The organism is Novosphingobium olei (assembly GCF_012927405.1).
In the GTDB taxonomy this organism is placed as follows: domain Bacteria; phylum Pseudomonadota; class Alphaproteobacteria; order Sphingomonadales; family Sphingomonadaceae; genus Novosphingobium; species Novosphingobium olei.
In genome coordinates this window covers 1-16,093 of the sequence record NZ_JABBGM010000017.1, presented here as the reverse complement: position 1 = coordinate 16,093, position 16,093 = coordinate 1, and the positions used below count along the sequence as shown (strand labels likewise).

Sequence of the window (16,093 nt, the reverse complement as noted above, 5' to 3'; positions counted from 1 at the left end):
CCCGGGTCCCAAAGGGCCGTAGCCTGTTCAAACGTGCTTGGCGGTGGTTTCACCGCGACCCGTTGCCGAAATGTATCAAAGAATTTCCAGGCTGCAAAGATCGTTAAAAATTTCTCACGTCGATCTAAGTCATTTTTTAACGAGCGACGATCGCGAAAGCGATCAAGTACTTGATTTATTTGCCGGTAACTTCGGGCGACACTCCATAGGTTTATAGATGATATTACCGATAATGATCACGGAGAAGCTTTGCTGAAGGCGCACCAGGCAATGATGGCGGGTGTTGAAGCACAATGGTCCTGGCCCACTTGCACGTGGCCCCCAGGTCAGCGCTTTCGCCTAAGCTTTTCCCTCGACGTGCACGCCTTTGCCCATGCAATGCGCTGACTTGGCGACTGACACTGCAAAGCCATCGCCGAGAGCATCCCTTGCTCACCTGAACAGGTGCTCTGAACCGCCCCAGCTTTGCCGCAGCCAATCTTGTTCGAGTCATTCGGTCATTTCGAGGGCCCCTGGGGCAGTGCGTTAGTTGGCTTCTGCCGTCATGAAAAGACATCCGCGGTCGTGATTTGAACGATCAACCGTGGTCGGATTAGGTGACGATCAAGGTGATCCACGAAACGCCTGTCGATGGCCTGTTGACGCTTGGCCAAGCGTGCCGGTCATGACGGGTCGTGGTGTAGACGTTCCTTTAGGCAGGGCCGACTACCCTCGCGCCGAACGGCTGGCCGGCTCAGCATTGCTGGTTCGGTAGACCTCGCTAGCGAAGCTATCACTTTGCCCTTGGCAGCGAGGACGAAACCGGCGATTCTCGACGCCATGCGATCCGGTCTCGACCATCTTCCCGAAGGCAAGCGGCGCGAACTCGCGCGCGTGGTCGAGATCGTGCGCGCCGGCTTTGCTACCGCGATCGCGCATCGCACGCAGCCGCGCTATCGGATGGGCAAGCTGCTCAAGATCGTACTGTTCGGCTCCTACGCACGCGGCGACTGGGTCGAGGATCCGGTGGGCCGCTACTTTTCCGATTATGACCTTCTCGTGGTCGTGAGCCACGACGACCTCACTGACGTCGCTGAGTTCTGGGAAGCCACTGAAAACAAGCTGCTGGCCGACCTGTCCGCTGGGACTGTCCTGCGCACACCAGTCAGCCTGATCTATCACAGCCTCGACGATGTGAACGACAAGCTTCGGCTTGGCCGCTACTTCTTCATGGACATCCTCAAGGATGGTATTGTCCTGCTAGAGGAACCAGGGTTCCCCTTCGCGGAGCCGCTTCCGTTGTCGCGAGAGCAGGCGCTCAGGGAAACGCAGGACTACTTCGATGACTGGTTTGAGAGCGCCGGTCAGTTCTACCGCCAATACGAACACGCGGTTGCGGATGGTGCCCCCAAGATTGCCGTGTTCGACCTTCATCAGGCCGTAGAACGGCTCTATCACTGTCTCTTCCTTGTGCGCAAATTGTGGTCCCCCAAGTCGCATAACCTCAACCGCCTCCGGGACATGGCGGAGGAGTTGGAGCCAGCACTGAAGGACGTCTGGCCGCGAACCGGACGCTTCGAGAAACGATGCTACGCCTTGCTGCGCGACGCCTATGTGAAGGCAAGGTACGCACCATCGTACCGCATTTCGGCTGACGAACTCGCCTGGATCGCCGGGCGGGTGAGGGTGCTCCAGAACTTGGTGAAGAGCGCCTGCGAGGCGCGCATCGGTGATCTTGCCAAGGCTGCCTGAGGGCAATATTGGTTCTTCAAGGCACACCATTGTGAACGCTCGACCGCGTCCAAAAACCATCCCCTTCCGAGACTGAAACACGCCCCTGTCCGAAGCCGGACAGGACACGCAACCCGCGCCGATGCGGACCGTGTTGCCGCGCCTTGCGCCGCTGCCCGCACCACTCCTTTCGGCGAGGTTTCCCTCACTGCACTCGGTGCGGTCCCCTCCGCCCCCGGACTTTTCGGGGCTCAGTCGAAGGGATGGTCCCTTGGACACTCAGCAGAGCTTCGAAAGGACACTCACCATGAAGAACTCCGTCACCCTCGCAGGCTTCGTTGGCAGCAACCCGGAAGTCCGCAGCACCCAAGGCGGCGCATCGATCACCAGCCTGTCGGTCGCCACCACCCGCAGATTCAAGGACGGCGAAGGCAACCGCCAGAGCGAAACCGAATGGCATCGCATCACTTGCTTCAACGGCGTCGGCAAGTCGGTCGCAGAGCACGTCACCAAAGGCGCGCTGGTTATGGTCACGGGCCGAATTCACTACACCCGCTGGACCGACAAGAACGGCCAGTTCCGCTACGGCTGCGAGATCATCGCGGAGGAGGTCGACTTCCTCGGCAGGGCCAAGGAGAAGGCAGCAGACGATACCGAACTTCCGCTGGAGGTGACCGCTCAGTCGGCCCCTGCCAAGACCACCCGGCGGCGCTCGAAGTAGCGCCGCCTATCATCCTCGGGACCGCCCTAGAAAAGGCCTCTGCGGACGATCCGCAGGGGCCATTTGTCGTCTGGTTCCGTCCTCACCATCGCGCCGTTGGTTCCGGCGGTCAAAGACCATCTGCATTGCCAAATGGTCGTTCGGAAGCGCCAGGCAGTTTGGGTAGGCCTGATGGCTATTTGTACCGCAGACGGAACGGACATGGATTTCCGCAGCGAACCCATAGACCGGCAGGAGCCGCCTCCAACTCCTGAACGGGCCGCAATCCCGCAGGAATTGGGGAGAAATGAGTGATTTCGATCAAGCCGCCTGTACCGGCCCAAGGGACCTCAATCTTGCCTATTGAGAGGCACACCGTACACGGATATCCGTATTTCCATGGCAAAAAATGGCGGAAATCCGCGACTTTCAGTCGCCGAAGTGTGTGGCAGTTTGCGTGCTGGCGTTGGCCATTCGTACCCGCAAAAGCCGCAGAAATCTGCGGATTTTGATCCTCCGGGATGCGCGGAAAATGGCTATTTGTACCCTGAGCCTGAAAAATGCCCTCGGAAGGCATTTCTGGACGGCAATTTTGCCCGTCGGCAGCAGCAGGAATTGCCATCCGAACACGAGATCTGGGACACCATGTTGCCGGGCTTCGGCATGCGGGTTCAGCCCGGCGGATACCGGGCCTGGTTTGTCCGCGTTCGCCACCGTGGACGTCACCGCCGAATTACGCTCGGCAGCGTGGAGGAGGTGGAGGCGTTGGTTGCGCGCCGGGAAGCGCGTCGCCATCTGGCCGAGGTCGCGTTGGATGGCTTGCCCAAGCGGCCGGACATGCCGGTGGGACCGGTGTTCATCGACTATGCCGAAGAGTTCTGGCGAGACTGCGCGCATCATTGGAAACCTTCGACCCAGCGGCGCAATCGGACGGCGCTTGACCACCATATCCTGCCGTTCTTTGCCGAACATCGGCTCAACGAGATGGACAGGACCGACATCGTGCGCTGGCGCGACGACTGCGCCAATGTCGCCGAAGCGAAATTCAATCGCGCGGTGCCGGTGCTGGCGGCGATGCTCAAATATGCAGAGCAACTGGGCTACAGGCCCAAGGGTAAGAACCCCTGTCGTGGCATCGAACGCTTCCGGCGCAAGGCTATGGAGCGGTTCCTCAGCCCTGCCGAGTATGCCCGGCTCGGGCGTCAGCTCGCAGAAGTTCAGGACCACTATCCCAGCGAGGTCGCGGCGATCCGCCTGCTGATTTACACCGGCGCGCGCCTGAACGAGATCTGCGCGCTTCACTGGGCGTGGGTCCAGCCTCCGCGTCTCGTGCTACCCGACAGCAAGACCGGGGCGAAGATCATCATGCTCAACAGGCAGGCGTTGCCGATTATCGAGAGCTTGCCTCGACCTGAAGGTGCCTCGCTGGTGTTCCCGAAAAAGCGGGGCAGGGGGCACATGTCGCTGGAAGCATTCTGGTGGCGGTTCCGTCGAACCTGTGCGCTGCCGGACGTTCGTCTGCATGATCTCCGCCACAGCTTCGCTTCGATAGCCGTGCAAGAAGGTGTGCCGCTGGCAACGATCGGGCGGCTACTCGGCCATGCCTTGCCGGAAACCACCGCCCGCTATGCGCACCTTGCCGACGAGACGATTGCCGAAGCCGCGGCGCGGGTTTCCTCGACCATGGCTGCCGCGCTGGGCGTGCGGTCATGACGCGGCTGTCACTTCGTGACATCGTCGCGGGCGCGCTGGGGGAGGTTGGCCTCGATCGCGCACTCGCGGTCGAGCCAAGCGGCCGGGCGCGCACCACGTCCTGGCTGGCGGGCGAGCGCGGCATCGGCATCCGTCACTACCAGAGCGGCCGCAAGGTCTACGTTGTGCAGACCCGCATGAGTGGCCGGATGCGCACCGTGACCATCGGGCCGGCCCATGTGCTGACGCGGCATCAGGCTCTTAGTGTTGGTCGCCGCGTCCTGGCACATGCCCAGGTCGGACATGATCCCGCCGAGGTGCGCCAGCGTGCGAGGACGGCACCGCAGATGGGCGATTTCATGGCCGAGTACTGGGAACGATGCGCTCCCGGTTGGAAAGTGTCTACGCTGGAGGTGATGACGGGTTATCGGCGCTCGCACATCGACGGTGCGTTCCCGGACGCCTGTGTCGACACCCTGGAAGAACCTGAGATCGCCCGATGGTTTGCCGCGCTGACCGACAGGTCGGGGCCAGCGGCCGCCAACCGTTGCCTGGAGATCTTGCGTGCGGCGCTGAACAAGGCCGAGGCCTGGGGCTATCGGCCCGAGAACACAAATCCTTGCCGGGCCGTCCGGCGAAACAGGCGTGTGCATCGCAAGCGCTTCTTGTCCAGCGATGAGCTGACGCGTTTGGGAACATTACTCGCCGTGGGCAGGGCAAGCAACGATCTGGCAGTTCGTACGCACGCTTCGGCGATCACCCTTCTGCTTCTGACCGGCTGCCGGATCGGCGAAATCCTGAGCCTGCAATGGAGCGACCTTCGCGGATTGAGGCTGAACCTGCGTGATAGTAAGACCGGCCCGCGCACTGTCTGGCTCGGCCAGGATGCACGCGACGTGATCGATGCGTTGCCGCGTAAAGCGGGAATTGGCCATCTGTTCTGGAACTGGCGCTATAAGCGTCCAATCCGCAGTCTGACACACGTATGGATCGACATGCGCCGAAAGGTGGGGCTGAATGACGTGCGGTTACATGACCTCCGTCACACCTTTGCTAGCCATGCCGCGATGAGCCGCGAGAATCTGCCGATGATCGGGAAGCTGCTTGGCCACTCGCGCGTGGCATCTACTGCGCGATATGCTCACCTGGATGATGGGCATCTGCTAGAGTCGGCTATAGCTATTGGCGAAGTCGTCGATCGCCTGATGCGCGAAGTCATCTCCTGATGCCGCTGCACGATGCTGGTGCTCCTACCGGAGCAGATCTATGCTGATTTCGGTCCGGGCTGACCGCACGCATCGTCAAGATGCGTCACTCGTGGGACATTGCTGCCATTCCCGGTCATCCAAAAACGGCAAAGTTGGCCGAAACCAGCCATCTCTTGATACCCATCCAAAGGCTGCGGCGCGGAAGGTCTACCGGCAGACCTGTGCGAAACCTCCCCACATTTTTTCACGACGATGACGCAAAAGACGCTTTCATCAACCAAAATCCGGTGCAGAATCACTCACGCGACATCTCGGATGACGGTACTGCAAAATTAGAGCGGGTAAGAACAACAGGCTCATTAAGGTCGAGGTAAATAGGCCGCCCAGAATTACCAGCGCCATTGGTCCTTGAACCTCGCGCCCAGCTTGGCCCGTTTCAAGCGCAAGTGGTAGCAAGCCCAGCGCTGTCACCAGTGCAGTCATCAGGATCGGGGTTACGCGCTCCTCGGTCGCGCGCAGGATCGTCGGGAGGCTGAAGTCCGTGCCTTCTTCCTCAACCAGATGGTCGACATGAGACACGAGCAGGATGGCATTGCGAGCGGCAATGCCGAACAAGGTGACAAACCCCACCAGCGCGCCGAGCGACAGCACGCCCCCGCTCATGGCGATGGCGACCACGCCGCCGACCAGAGCGAACGGAGTGCCGGCGAGGATCAGCATGGCGGGACGCCATCCGCCAAAGGCAAGGATCAGCAAGGCAACGATGCCGATGGCGGCAATGGAGACGTTGAACGCGACCTGTCTGGTTGCCGCCTTCTGGCCCTCGGCGACGCCCGAGAATCCCAGAGATACACCTGGCGGCAGATGGACATGGGCGGCGATGGCCGCGCTGGCATCGCGCGCAAAACCTGCGGCATCCTTGCGAGTTGGATTGGCGGTCAACACCTGCCGGCGTTGGCCGCCTTCACGCGCGATCGTGCTACGGCCTTCGTTGAGCGTGATTTGGGCGATATCCGAAAGGCGCACCGTGGAGCCGTCAGCAGAGCGCACCAGCAGCCGCGCGACGCTTTCAGGATCCTGACGTAGTTCAGACGGCAGAACGAGGGCGACTTCGGTGACACGATCGGCCTCCGCTACCTCGCCTGCGACATGACCCTGAAAGGCGATCTCGATCGCATCATTAGCGTCGGTCGGGGTGACTCCGTATGCGGCCATGCGCCGCGGATCGAGAGCGATCGACAACAGTGGGGTGCCGGGCGGTGAATTGACCTTGACGTCGGCGGCCCCCGGCACGGCAGCGACAGCTTTGGCGATGTCGCCGGCGGTCCGGTCAAGGGCATCGAGGTCCGGTCCGTAGATGCTCACTGCGAACTGGGCGGTCTCGCCGCTGAGGGACTCACCGATACGATCGCCAAGGAACGTCAGGGTTGCCGATTGCAGCGCCGGATACCTGGCCAGGGTGGCGCGAATGCCGGAAAGCGCGCGGTCCTCGCTGCCCGCCCCGCCGGGCTTCAACTCGACATGAACCTCGCCCTGGTTTGGCGGGAACGGGTCTTCCCCGGCTTCCGCACGGCCGATCTGCTGTTCGACCGTCGCGATTTGCGGGATGGCAAGCAGGTCCTTCGACAACCGCACGCTCGTCTCGCGCATCCATCCCATCGAGGCGCCGACCGGCCCGTTGACCTTGAGCACGTAGTGGCCTTCGCGAAAGGCCGGCAGGAGTTCGCCGCCGAACGCCATCAGCCCCGCAAGACCGATCAAGCTGGTGACGATAGTTGCCGTCACCACACCGCGCGGATTACCGCAGATGCCTTCGAGGCGGCGGCGATGCCAGTCTTTGGCGCGCAACAGGAACGCCGGTTCCGGATGGGGCTCGGTCCTGCCCAGCAGGAGCAGGGCCAGCGCCGGGGTTATCGTCACCGCGACCAGCAGTGACGCCAGCACCGCCAGCAGAAATGCCAGCGCCAGCGGAGCAAAGAATGCACCCTGCAGACCGGTCAGGAACAGGATCGGCGCGATTGTCAGAGCGAGGAGATAGGTTGCGTAGACCACAGGGGCGCGCACTTCGACGGTCGCGTCGGAGATGATCCCGCGCCGACCGGCCGGGGACGCACCGCGCAAACGGCGAACGATATTCTCGACGCCGACAACAGCATCATCGACCACCACCCCCAGCGCGACGGTAAGGCCGCCAAGTGTCATGGTGTTGATCGACTGCCCCATCAGGTAGAGCACGATCAGTGCCGCGAGCAGCGAGAGCGGGATCGAAATGAAGGCGATCAGCGCCACGCGCAGGTTGCGCAGGAAGGCAAACAGGATCAGCCCGATCATTGCCGCGCCAATCAGGAGATCGATCGACATCCCGTGCAGTGCGGTTTCGATGAAGTTCGCGGGGCGGTGGAGCGCGGGAAAAACCTTGATGCCTTGCGCCGCGAACAGCGGTTTCATGTCGGTCAAGGTGGCCTCGACCGCGCGGGTCGCATCGAGCGTATTTGCACCGTACTGGCTTGAGAGCGAGACGAGCACGCCCGGACGTCCCATTACCAAAGCATCGCCAAACTGCGGTCCGGCGGCGAGCGTGATGTCGGCAAGGTCGCGCAGCGCGATTGAGCCGCCGCTTCCCGTCGGGACCAGCGCTGAGCCCAGAGCGGCGGCATCGATCGTGCCATTGCTCGGCCGCACCAGGATGCGTTGGTTGGCAGTTTCTGCAAAGCCGCCGCCGCGCACTGCGGTTACGGCTGCGATCGCATTGGAAACCTCGCTGAGCGATACCTGACGGGCCGCAAGTTCTGCCGGTTTCAGGCGCACCTCGAAGCGCGATTCGGCTGAGCCATAGACGGTGGCCCCAGCCACGCCCCGCGTCGCCAGCAGGCGCGGACGCAGCGTCCAGTCGGCAAACGCGCGCAACTGGCGCTGGTCAAGCTTGTCGCTGACAAGGCCGATCTTGATGAGGTCCATCGTCGAGGAGGTGAGCGGAGACAGCCGGGGCGGCGCAACGCCCGTCGGCAGCGCACTAGTCGCACCCGCCAGCGCCTCGGCGATGACCTGTCTCGCGCGCAAGGGATCGGAGCCTTCGCGAAAGATCACCCGGATGACCGACAGCCCCTGCGCCGAATCCGAGCGCACCGCCTCCACTCCGTTGGCGCCGTTGATCGCGTTCTCGAGCGGTCGGGTGACCAGCGCCTCGACTTGTTCGGCGACGAACCCCGGAGCTTCGGTCTGCACGGTGACCTGCGCCGGCACGAACTCGGGAAAAACGTCGTAACTGGCGCGCTCAATTACCACGATGCCGAAAAGCAGCAGCAGCAGACCGGCGCCAACCACCATCCAGGGATAGTGCAGACACCAACGGACAAGGCGGTTCAGCATGGCTTATTCCTCCTCAGCCGCCTGGTTCTGGCCCGTACCGCCCAAATCCATGGCAAGCAGGCCTGTGCCTCCCCGCACCGCAATCCGATCGCCTGACTTGAGGCGGGCCTGGCCTGAACCGACAGGAATCAGCCACCCATCGGCGACGCTTACCGGGTCGGTAAGGACGACCCTGACAAAGCCCTTACCGCTCTGGCGATAGACCCACATCTGCCCCTGGAAGCGTACAATGGCGTCGCGCGGCACGATCAGGCCGGCATCACCCGTGCCGGTGGCAACGCTTGCCGGCATGATCCGGCCGGCGAGCGATTGATGCGCCATCGGACCACGCAGGATCGCGAGGACGCCCGCACTTTGGAGGCGGGCATCGGCGGTTGCGGCGGGGCCGAGGACCCGGACGACCGCTAGAGCCGAACCTGTTCCGAGACTGACCACGCTGCCCGGCGCAAGACTGGTCCCGGGAATATCGATACGGATCAGTGCGGCCCGTCCGCTGGCGATCTCGGTAGTAAGTTGGCGCACTGCCGCAAGGCCCAGACGCAGCAGCCCTGGACCGAATTCGATCCCGATCCGTTGCTGCGCCAGGCGGATCCGCGCCGCGTCGGCTGCCGCCTGCGATCGTGCGGCCTCGACCGACCGCCGAGATGCGCTGACATCTTGTCGGTACAGACTTTCGAGACGCCGGGCCTCGGCCGCAGACGCATTGGCGGCGGCCTGAGCTGTGTCCACCTCGGCGATGATCGCTGCCAGTGGTCCCGCGTCGAGCCCTTTGGCAAAGCCGTCCAGCCTGGGGCCGTCGGTGCCCGTGGCCACGGGCGCTACCACGATGCCAAGGCGCTGCTGCGTATCCGCGTCGATCGTCACGGTCCCGACGCTCTCGCTGACGGGCTGAGCTGACCCTTGCGATTGAGACTCGGAGTCGGGCGCTGGTCCAGACCCGAGCATTCCGGCGGCATAGAGCGCCGCAGCGAGAACGCCCGCACCGCCTGCGGCCCAAGCGGGTCCCTGCCAGTGCTTCATCGTGCAATTCCTTCGATCAGGGTTTCGGGGCCGCTCAGCGGGCGGCGCAAGGCATCCTCGAGCGCGGTATTTGCTACGAGGACAGCGGCCATGGCATCGAGTTCGGAGAACTGGGCGATCAGCAGGCCGGACCGGGCGGCGGCCCAATCGGTCCGGTCGATCGCACCGGCGGCAATCTCGAGGTCGGCCTGCGCGCTGAGGCGCTGCGCGACGGGAAGGTCGAGTTTGCGCAGGCCTTCGAGTGCGCGCCGCGCAGCATCCCGTTCCGCCAGCGCGGCATCAACGCTGCCGGCGGCAGCCGCATAGGCAGCATCGAGCGCCGCGCTCGCTTCGCTGCGCCGTGCTTCAGCAGCGCGGATATTTCGGCGATTGAGGTCAAGCGGGGGCAGGACCAGGCCGACATTGAGTGGCAGCTTCACAAGCCCGCGTTCCCAGGTGAACCCCGGTCCGATGCTGAGCGCAGGGAATTGTTTGGCAATCTCTCCGCGCAAGTCCGCTTCCGCCTGATCATATGCGATCATCGCCTTGAGCAGATCGGCGCGGGCCAGCAGCGCCTGATTGCGTGTATCAACGCTCACCGCTGCCGGACCCAACGCCTCGCCATCCCGCGTTGGGGCAAGTACGACGGGCGGCAAGTTCGCTGCCGGGACGCCGAGAGCCTTGGCGATCTGCACCAGTGCTGCTTGCCTTGCGGCGCCGGCGGTGGTCTCATGTCGGCGGGCATCGGCAAGATCGCTGCGCACGCGCTCCAGTTCTGCGCGGGAGGCTTCCCCGGCTGTGACGCGGCGTTCCATCGCCTGTATCCGCCGCTCCTGGATCCCGATCAGTTCGCCCGTCAGAGCGAGTTGCCGGTCGGCGATCCCGGCGGCGTCGAGCGCCCGAACCAACCCCATCCGTGCCGTCCAGATCGCCTCGGCCAGGTCAGAGCGCGCCGATGCGACAGCGAGATCGGCGGTGGCGAGCCGCGCCGCCCTCCGCCCGCCGGTATCCAGCGGAACGTCGAGGCCGGCGCCCAACAGCCACGGCGACGGATCCGACGAAGCCCTGGCATATTCGGTCGAGAGCGTGAGGGTGGCCCCGGGCGGAGTGCGGGCGGCGGTAGCGGCAGCTTCGACGCTGCGCAGATGCGCACGCGCGGCCGCGACTTCCGGATTGTTTTCCAGCAATGCCGCAAACAGCAGCAGGCGGTCGGGTCGAGCCGGATCGCACGGCGCTGAGGGCGCAAGCTGCTTGCAGGAAGCCGCCGCGCTCGCCCATGAAACTGTCCGCGCCGCAGCCGTGGCGGCAGTTTCGCTCAGCGACTTGGGCGCGGGAGCATAGCTGACGCACGCTGATGCCGCGAAAGCCGGTGCCAGTGCCCCGATCACCTTGAGCTGCGCAGTTATTCTGGAAAAACGCGGTGTATCAACGCAGGTTTGCGCAGCGCCGCAGCCACTGCGTCCCGCAGTTGGGAATGCCATTGTTCGAAATCCTCGTCATGAACAAACACCGGTGAAGGCGCAGTTCAGGCACGAGGTGGGCGGAACAGTTCTGAAAGGATGCGATTGGACGGCAGGACGAAGTCGAGCACTGTCCACGCCCCGCCCAGGGCGACGAACAGGACTTGTTCGGTCTTGGCGAGGCAGGGAAGACCGACGATAACCTGTTGCTGCACGGTAGGGGTATGATCGCGGTCCGGCGCGTGATCGAGCGAATCGTCGAGCACGTCGAAGGCTGCGACCACGCGAACCACGAGGCTGTGGTTGCCAGCCTCGACTGCCTGCGAGGCCACGTGTCCGACTGCGTCGAGAGGCTGGTAGAGAAATAGCGTCAGTGCGGCCAAGACGAGCAGCCACGACCCAAAGCGGTCGATGGCGCCTGATCGGCGTCGAGGATGAAGCACGCGGAACACAAAAGCTACTTAGGCGCAAAGCGCGACAAGGGAAATCCATTTGCAGCGGATCGCCGATCGGGCAGTCTTGGATTCATGAGGAAGCCCAGTTCAACAGAATCAGGCGCGAGAACGGCTGTCCCGCGCACCGTTATGGCGCTGGGCTTTGTCAGCCTGTTCATGGACCTGTCGTCCGAGATCATTCACGCGCTGCTGCCGATCTTCCTGACGACGACTCTTGGTGCCAGTGTCGTCGTGGTCGGAGTAATCGACGGCATCGCAGAGGCTACCGCCTCGATCTCGAAGATCTTCTCGGGTTATGTCTCGGACCGGATCGGCCGGCGCAAGCCGCTAATCCTGCTGGGCTACGGCATGGCCGCACTCACCAAGCCGTTGTTCGCTGTGGCCCAGAGCTCCGGTCTGGTGCTTGGTGCGCGGTTTGCCGACCGGATCGGCAAGGGCATGCGCGGCGCGCCGCGCGATGCGCTCGTAGCCGATGTGACGCCTCAGGAAATGCTGGGTCGCGCATTCGGCCTGCGCCAGTCGATGGACACCATAGGTGCCTTTCTCGGGCCGCTACTCGCTATCGGCCTGATGTTCTATTTTCAGAACGACATGCGCGCGGTGTTCTGGGTCGCGGTCATTCCGGCAGTGATTTCGGCACTGATCGTGCTGGTGTGGGTCAAGGAACCGAAGACACACGATGCAGCGTCATCTCGGCCGACCCTGCGACTCCGCGACGCAGGCCAATTGAGCGCGGCCTTCTGGAAGGTCGCGGCAATCGGGGTCGTCTTCACCCTCGCCCGGTTCAGTGAAGCGTTCCTGATCCTCAGGGCCACTGCCAGCGGACTGCCGGTCGCATTCGCGCCGCTGGTGCTGGTGGCGATGAACGTGGTTTATTCGCTCGGCGCCTATCCTGCTGGAATTCTGTCTGACCGGATGGCAGCTGCCCCTTTGCTTCGCTTGGGCCTGCTGTGCCTGATTGTGGCAGACCTGATGCTGGCCCAAGCCTCGAGCTTGGCTGTGATCTTCGCTGGCATCGCCTTTTGGGGGGCGCACATGGCGCTTACCCAAGGCCTGCTGGCCAAGCTGGTCGCAGACCATTCCCCGCCCGCACTACGAGGGACCGCGTTCGGACTGTTCAACCTGGTGTCCGGAATGACTATGCTGGTCGCAAGCGCGCTGGCTGGCCTGCTGTGGTCTGGAGTTGGCCCCGCGGCGACCTTCCTAGCCGGCGCTGGCTTTGCATTGCTGGCGTTGACGCTGACTGCATCCAAAACCTGAAACCGCCCATATCCGCGCCTTTTACTCTTGTTTAGTTCAAGCGTCCCCTATGTACCTCTGTAAGCGCACGCACAGAGAGTCTGCGCGCCTGTCCGGATGCTCTAGCACATGCGTATTACAGTTTTTGGCATACACCGACGTTGCCGGCATTGCATTGGAACGGCGTATTCTGGTCGCCGGCCGCCCTTTCGATCGGCAGGGAAATTGCGGCAGACGCGCTGACAAGGCCGCCATTCGCCGAGAATGAGACATTACCGCAAAATAGCTATCTGTTCGTGTGCCGGCATTTTCAGGCACTGCCGACACGTCAGCGCCTTCCCAGCTCTGACATCATCATCCGGCCCCAGCGCATACGTCGTATTCTTAGGCTCGGTGATTGCAGTCGGCGCACGGGGGCCGTACGGCTGATAATCAATTGGCCCAGTGAGTAATAGTAATTTGTTGTGAGAAAAAATATCACTTGTGCGGGAAGTTAACCTGCGCTGTGTTAGCCAAATATCGGGGCGCGCCCCGCGGAGCGGGGCAGGGGAAAGGTTTGGCGTGAGCAGCTATAGCTGGATTACCATCGGCGTTCCGGACGATTACGACAAGATCGCCGGGATTGTAGATTCTGTCTTTGATCCCAGGAGCGTGGCGGTCGCGCTCCGCAACGCCATCTCGCCTGGCGTCAAAGGTGTGCTGATCGAGACCGGGTATATCGACAAGGACTACCGGAGTACCTTATATAACTTCTATGCGAAGAAGGGACGAGTCTATCGCAGCGACTGCGTGCGGCTTCATTTCTTCGACGGTCAGGTCGTTTTCGATCAGACCAAGACCGCCCTGCTGTGCCCTGACGACAAGCCGGAAGATCACTATTACGGCTACATCGTGCTACGGCCGACACTGGTTTCAACGATCGGCCGTTCGATCCTGTCGCCCGACATCCGTAAGGGCGCGCACGGCATGGTGATTCAGTCGGAGCACCCAGTCCACCTGCTCGGCTACAAGCTGCGAATCTGGGGTTTCCCCTCGATGGCGCAGCACACCGATATCGCGGTCTGCGCGCACGTCTCGTGCTGGGCGATCCTGCGGCATTACAGCGAGCGGTTTCCCCAGCACCGCGAGCTGCTGATCCACGAGATCACCAAGCTGGCCCAGCAATTCGACCCGGGCGGTCTGACCCCTTCGCTCGGTCTGAACGTCCTGCAGGCGGAGCGCATCTTCCAGGCGGCCGGGAGCTATCCGCTGATCGTGAAGCGCGACAAGCTCCCCGGAGGCGATGAGCGCTTTGTCGGCCAGCTGCTCGCCTATCTCGAATCCGGTTTTCCCCTTTTCGTCGCGATGTCGAAGCATGCGCATGCGATCGTCGCAGTAGGGCATTCGTGGACAGGTGCCGCCGCGGTGCCCCCGCCCGCGGGTTCGCTCACGCAGAGCCAGCTCGGCTCGCTCGTCGCGGTCGATGACAATCACTTGCCCTACATCTGCATCGATGCGGCGGGGACGGCCGGTTATCAGCTCGGTGACATCGACGCCTTCATCGTCCCGCTTCCCGACAAGATCTACTATCCCGCGAGCGCGGTCGACCGTCAGTCCACCCTGCTTCACCAGAAGCTTGGCACGATGATGAACCTTCCGGCATCCGGCGACCTGATACGGCGGTTCTACGTCACGACCCTGTCTGCGCTCAGGCGGTTTGCCCGGGAAAGGGCTTCGCAACTGGGCGACGTACTGGTCGGCGCGATCATGCGCTTGCGCACCTCGCAATTCATCTGGGTCGTCGAATATTCTTCGTGCGAGCAATGGAATAAGGGGCAGGTCGCGGCGCGGGCGTTCCTCGACGCGACGGCAAGTCCCTACGACCCCACGCCGATGTGGCTTGTTCACGACGAGAACACGGCCATCTTCTTCGATCGAGAGGCATCGGTGAACGCGGCAAATTTGGTCGATCTCAAGCGCCCGTCGGGGACGCCGCTGGGTCGCATGGAGCAAAATTTGAGGCCAATCGTGCCATTGGTTTGAACTTTTAACTTGTAGTGTTAGTTTCAATGGACATAGGAGCACGCGGCATGGACGACGAGCTGACTACATTCCTGGCGTCTCACGGTGCAGTTGCGGTCGATCCGGCCTGGCTTCAGGGCCTCGTCGAGGACATGTCCGCGACCGTCGTGCCTGCTATCGTAGCTGAAATCCAGGAACGTGAGAACCTCGCGGCCGAATTGCGCTATGCCCCCGTACGCCGGGCAATCTAGGCCGACTGAACGCGCCTAGCTGTTGGTCGCATCCCGCCGGAAGCGCTCGTAAGCAGTCTGGATGATCGCCTCGAGCGCGGCAGCACCCTGCTCATCCAGTCGCGGATCGCTGCGCAGCAAGGCGCTGACCAGGGCCAGCGGCTCGGCGGCCTGCTGCTGCGAGCCATAGAAGTCGACCGGATTCAATCCTGACCAGGCAGCGATCGCGGTCAGGCTCGCCGCATCGGGCTGGCGGCCGGTCGCCATGCGCGAGAGGGTGGACTGGGAAACCCCGGTCTCCTCACTCACAGCCTTCCAGCTGATCCCCCGAGCGGCAACGGTTACCGCCAAAGCCTGATAAAATGACTTGAAATCAAATGGTTCTGACATTCCGTCCTCTAATTGCTATTTAACAATTGCATTCCATATGAGCAAGTCATATATGGGTAATTGCCAATTAGCAACTGATTGCCAAAAGGAATGCGCAATGTCCACGCAAAACGAGAATGCCGCCGGCGGCGGAGCCCGCGGCAAGCCGCCCAGCTCCAAGCTGGTCGAGATCGAGGTGAATGGAAATCCGGTCGAGATGGCCAAGGAGGAGGCGAGCGGGCTTGAGGTCAAGCAGGCGGCGATTGCGCAGGGGGTGAACATCCAGGCAAACTTCGTGCTGCAGCAGGAACTGCCGAACGGTTCGAGCAAGATCATCGGCGACGACGATCCGGTGCATCTCCACAAGCACCTGCGCTTCACGGCGATCGCCCCCGACGACAACAGCTGAGAGGCTGCCATGAAGACCGAAGTCGCCAGCGCGATCGCCGAACTCGAACGCGCTTTCCCCGATGCGCGGGTCGAGACGACCGAGGACGGCCAGGGGGGCGCGTACTTTCTGCTCGAGGGCATTGACCTTATACCAAGGCGCGCTGAGTCTGACTCACGCCGGGGATTCCTAAGCGGATGAAAATCTGATTCGACGTTGCAAGCACAAGGAGGCTTGCGATGGCGGCAGCGATTGGGGTTCGATCTGACTACG

14 protein-coding genes are annotated in these 16,093 nt (G+C 62.6%); 9 read left to right on the top strand and 5 right to left on the bottom strand.

The window, feature by feature from the left end; all coding sequences use genetic code 11:
• Positions 1 to 819 precede the first annotated feature (819 nt).
• The 4 genes from HHL27_RS20715 (at position 820) to HHL27_RS20700 (ending at position 5,328) form a co-directional block, all read left to right on the top strand.
• Positions 820 to 1,731, top strand: coding sequence for a HEPN domain-containing protein (locus HHL27_RS20715; RefSeq protein ID WP_169495300.1), 912 nt, complete (start codon positions 820 to 822; stop codon positions 1,729 to 1,731).
• A 286-nt stretch (positions 1,732 to 2,017) separates the two neighbouring features.
• Positions 2,018 to 2,431 (top strand): single-stranded DNA-binding protein, encoded by a 414-nt coding sequence (locus HHL27_RS20710; RefSeq protein ID WP_169495299.1) that lies wholly within the window; start codon positions 2,018 to 2,020, stop codon positions 2,429 to 2,431.
• A 378-nt stretch (positions 2,432 to 2,809) separates the two neighbouring features.
• Positions 2,810 to 4,123 carry a tyrosine-type recombinase/integrase gene (locus HHL27_RS20705; protein WP_240960142.1) on the top strand — a complete coding sequence of 438 codons (1,314 nt, stop codon included), beginning with the start codon at positions 2,810 to 2,812 and terminating at the stop codon, positions 4,121 to 4,123.
• Positions 4,120 to 5,328 (top strand): tyrosine-type recombinase/integrase, encoded by a 1,209-nt coding sequence (locus tag HHL27_RS20700; RefSeq protein WP_169495298.1) that lies wholly within the window; start codon positions 4,120 to 4,122, stop codon positions 5,326 to 5,328. Before HHL27_RS20705 ends, HHL27_RS20700 begins: the two co-directional genes overlap by 4 nt.
• A 255-nt stretch (positions 5,329 to 5,583) precedes the next feature.
• On the opposite strand, the gene HHL27_RS20695 is transcribed toward HHL27_RS20700, so the two are convergent.
• From HHL27_RS20695 to HHL27_RS20680, 4 genes are read right to left on the bottom strand one after another with little or no spacing between them, the layout of a single operon-like run.
• Positions 5,584 to 8,679, bottom strand: coding sequence for an efflux RND transporter permease subunit (locus HHL27_RS20695; protein ID WP_169495297.1), 3,096 nt, complete (start codon positions 8,677 to 8,679; stop codon positions 5,584 to 5,586).
• A 3-nt stretch (positions 8,680 to 8,682) separates the two neighbouring features.
• A complete protein-coding gene (locus HHL27_RS20690; RefSeq protein WP_169495296.1) occupies positions 8,683 to 9,699 on the bottom strand; it encodes an efflux RND transporter periplasmic adaptor subunit in 1,017 nt (338 codons plus the stop codon).
• On the bottom strand, positions 9,696 to 11,159 hold the full coding sequence (locus HHL27_RS20685) for a TolC family protein (protein WP_169495295.1): 1,464 nt from the start codon (positions 11,157 to 11,159) through the stop codon (positions 9,696 to 9,698). The genes HHL27_RS20690 and HHL27_RS20685 overlap by 4 nt, the downstream gene beginning before the upstream one ends.
• A 44-nt stretch (positions 11,160 to 11,203) precedes the next feature.
• Positions 11,204 to 11,470 carry a hypothetical protein gene (locus HHL27_RS20680; protein ID WP_169495294.1) on the bottom strand — a complete coding sequence of 89 codons (267 nt, stop codon included), beginning with the start codon at positions 11,468 to 11,470 and terminating at the stop codon, positions 11,204 to 11,206.
• Between the two features lie 102 nt (positions 11,471 to 11,572).
• Between HHL27_RS20680 and HHL27_RS20675 the strand changes: the two genes are divergently transcribed.
• From HHL27_RS20675 to HHL27_RS20665, 3 genes are all read left to right on the top strand, one after another.
• Positions 11,573 to 12,853 carry an MFS transporter gene (locus HHL27_RS20675; RefSeq protein WP_206069760.1) on the top strand — a complete coding sequence of 427 codons (1,281 nt, stop codon included), beginning with the start codon at positions 11,573 to 11,575 and terminating at the stop codon, positions 12,851 to 12,853.
• Between the two features lie 540 nt (positions 12,854 to 13,393).
• On the top strand, positions 13,394 to 14,854 hold the full coding sequence (locus tag HHL27_RS20670) for a hypothetical protein (RefSeq protein ID WP_169495293.1): 1,461 nt from the start codon (positions 13,394 to 13,396) through the stop codon (positions 14,852 to 14,854).
• Between the two features lie 47 nt (positions 14,855 to 14,901).
• Positions 14,902 to 15,084, top strand: a complete 183-nt coding sequence (locus HHL27_RS20665) for a hypothetical protein (protein WP_169495292.1) — start codon at positions 14,902 to 14,904, stop codon at positions 15,082 to 15,084.
• A gap of 15 nt (positions 15,085 to 15,099) precedes the next feature.
• Here HHL27_RS20665 and HHL27_RS20660 read toward each other — a convergent pair whose 3' ends face one another.
• A complete protein-coding gene (locus tag HHL27_RS20660; protein ID WP_169495291.1) occupies positions 15,100 to 15,453 on the bottom strand; it encodes a helix-turn-helix domain-containing protein in 354 nt (117 codons plus the stop codon).
• Positions 15,454 to 15,550: 97 nt separating this feature from the next.
• On the opposite strand from HHL27_RS20660, the gene HHL27_RS20655 reads away from it, so the two are divergent.
• Positions 15,551 to 15,841: a multiubiquitin domain-containing protein gene (locus tag HHL27_RS20655; RefSeq protein WP_169495290.1), complete on the top strand. Its 291-nt coding sequence runs from the start codon at positions 15,551 to 15,553 to the stop codon at positions 15,839 to 15,841.
• Between the two features lie 9 nt (positions 15,842 to 15,850).
• Positions 15,851 to 16,021 (top strand): hypothetical protein, encoded by a 171-nt coding sequence (locus HHL27_RS20650; protein WP_169495289.1) that lies wholly within the window; start codon positions 15,851 to 15,853, stop codon positions 16,019 to 16,021.
• The last annotated feature ends 72 nt before the right edge of the window (positions 16,022 to 16,093 follow it).

Coding starts and splice junctions, on each gene's coding strand:
- HHL27_RS20685 (WP_169495295.1), bottom strand. CDS start 11,159: ATGGCATTCCCAACTGCGGGACGCAGTGGCTGCGGCGCTGCGCAAACC.
- HHL27_RS20690 (WP_169495296.1), bottom strand. CDS start 9,699: ATGAAGCACTGGCAGGGACCCGCTTGGGCCGCAGGCGGTGCGGGCGTT.
- HHL27_RS20700 (WP_169495298.1), top strand. CDS start 4,120: ATGACGCGGCTGTCACTTCGTGACATCGTCGCGGGCGCGCTGGGGGAG.
- HHL27_RS20650 (WP_169495289.1), top strand. CDS start 15,851: ATGAAGACCGAAGTCGCCAGCGCGATCGCCGAACTCGAACGCGCTTTC.
- HHL27_RS20675 (WP_206069760.1), top strand. CDS start 11,573: ATGAAGCACGCGGAACACAAAAGCTACTTAGGCGCAAAGCGCGACAAG.
- HHL27_RS20665 (WP_169495292.1), top strand. CDS start 14,902: ATGGACGACGAGCTGACTACATTCCTGGCGTCTCACGGTGCAGTTGCG.
- HHL27_RS20660 (WP_169495291.1), bottom strand. CDS start 15,453: ATGTCAGAACCATTTGATTTCAAGTCATTTTATCAGGCTTTGGCGGTA.
- HHL27_RS20710 (WP_169495299.1), top strand. CDS start 2,018: ATGAAGAACTCCGTCACCCTCGCAGGCTTCGTTGGCAGCAACCCGGAA.
- HHL27_RS20705 (WP_240960142.1), top strand. CDS start 2,810: ATGGCAAAAAATGGCGGAAATCCGCGACTTTCAGTCGCCGAAGTGTGT.
- HHL27_RS20715 (WP_169495300.1), top strand. CDS start 820: ATGCGATCCGGTCTCGACCATCTTCCCGAAGGCAAGCGGCGCGAACTC.
- HHL27_RS20655 (WP_169495290.1), top strand. CDS start 15,551: ATGTCCACGCAAAACGAGAATGCCGCCGGCGGCGGAGCCCGCGGCAAG.
- HHL27_RS20695 (WP_169495297.1), bottom strand. CDS start 8,679: ATGCTGAACCGCCTTGTCCGTTGGTGTCTGCACTATCCCTGGATGGTG.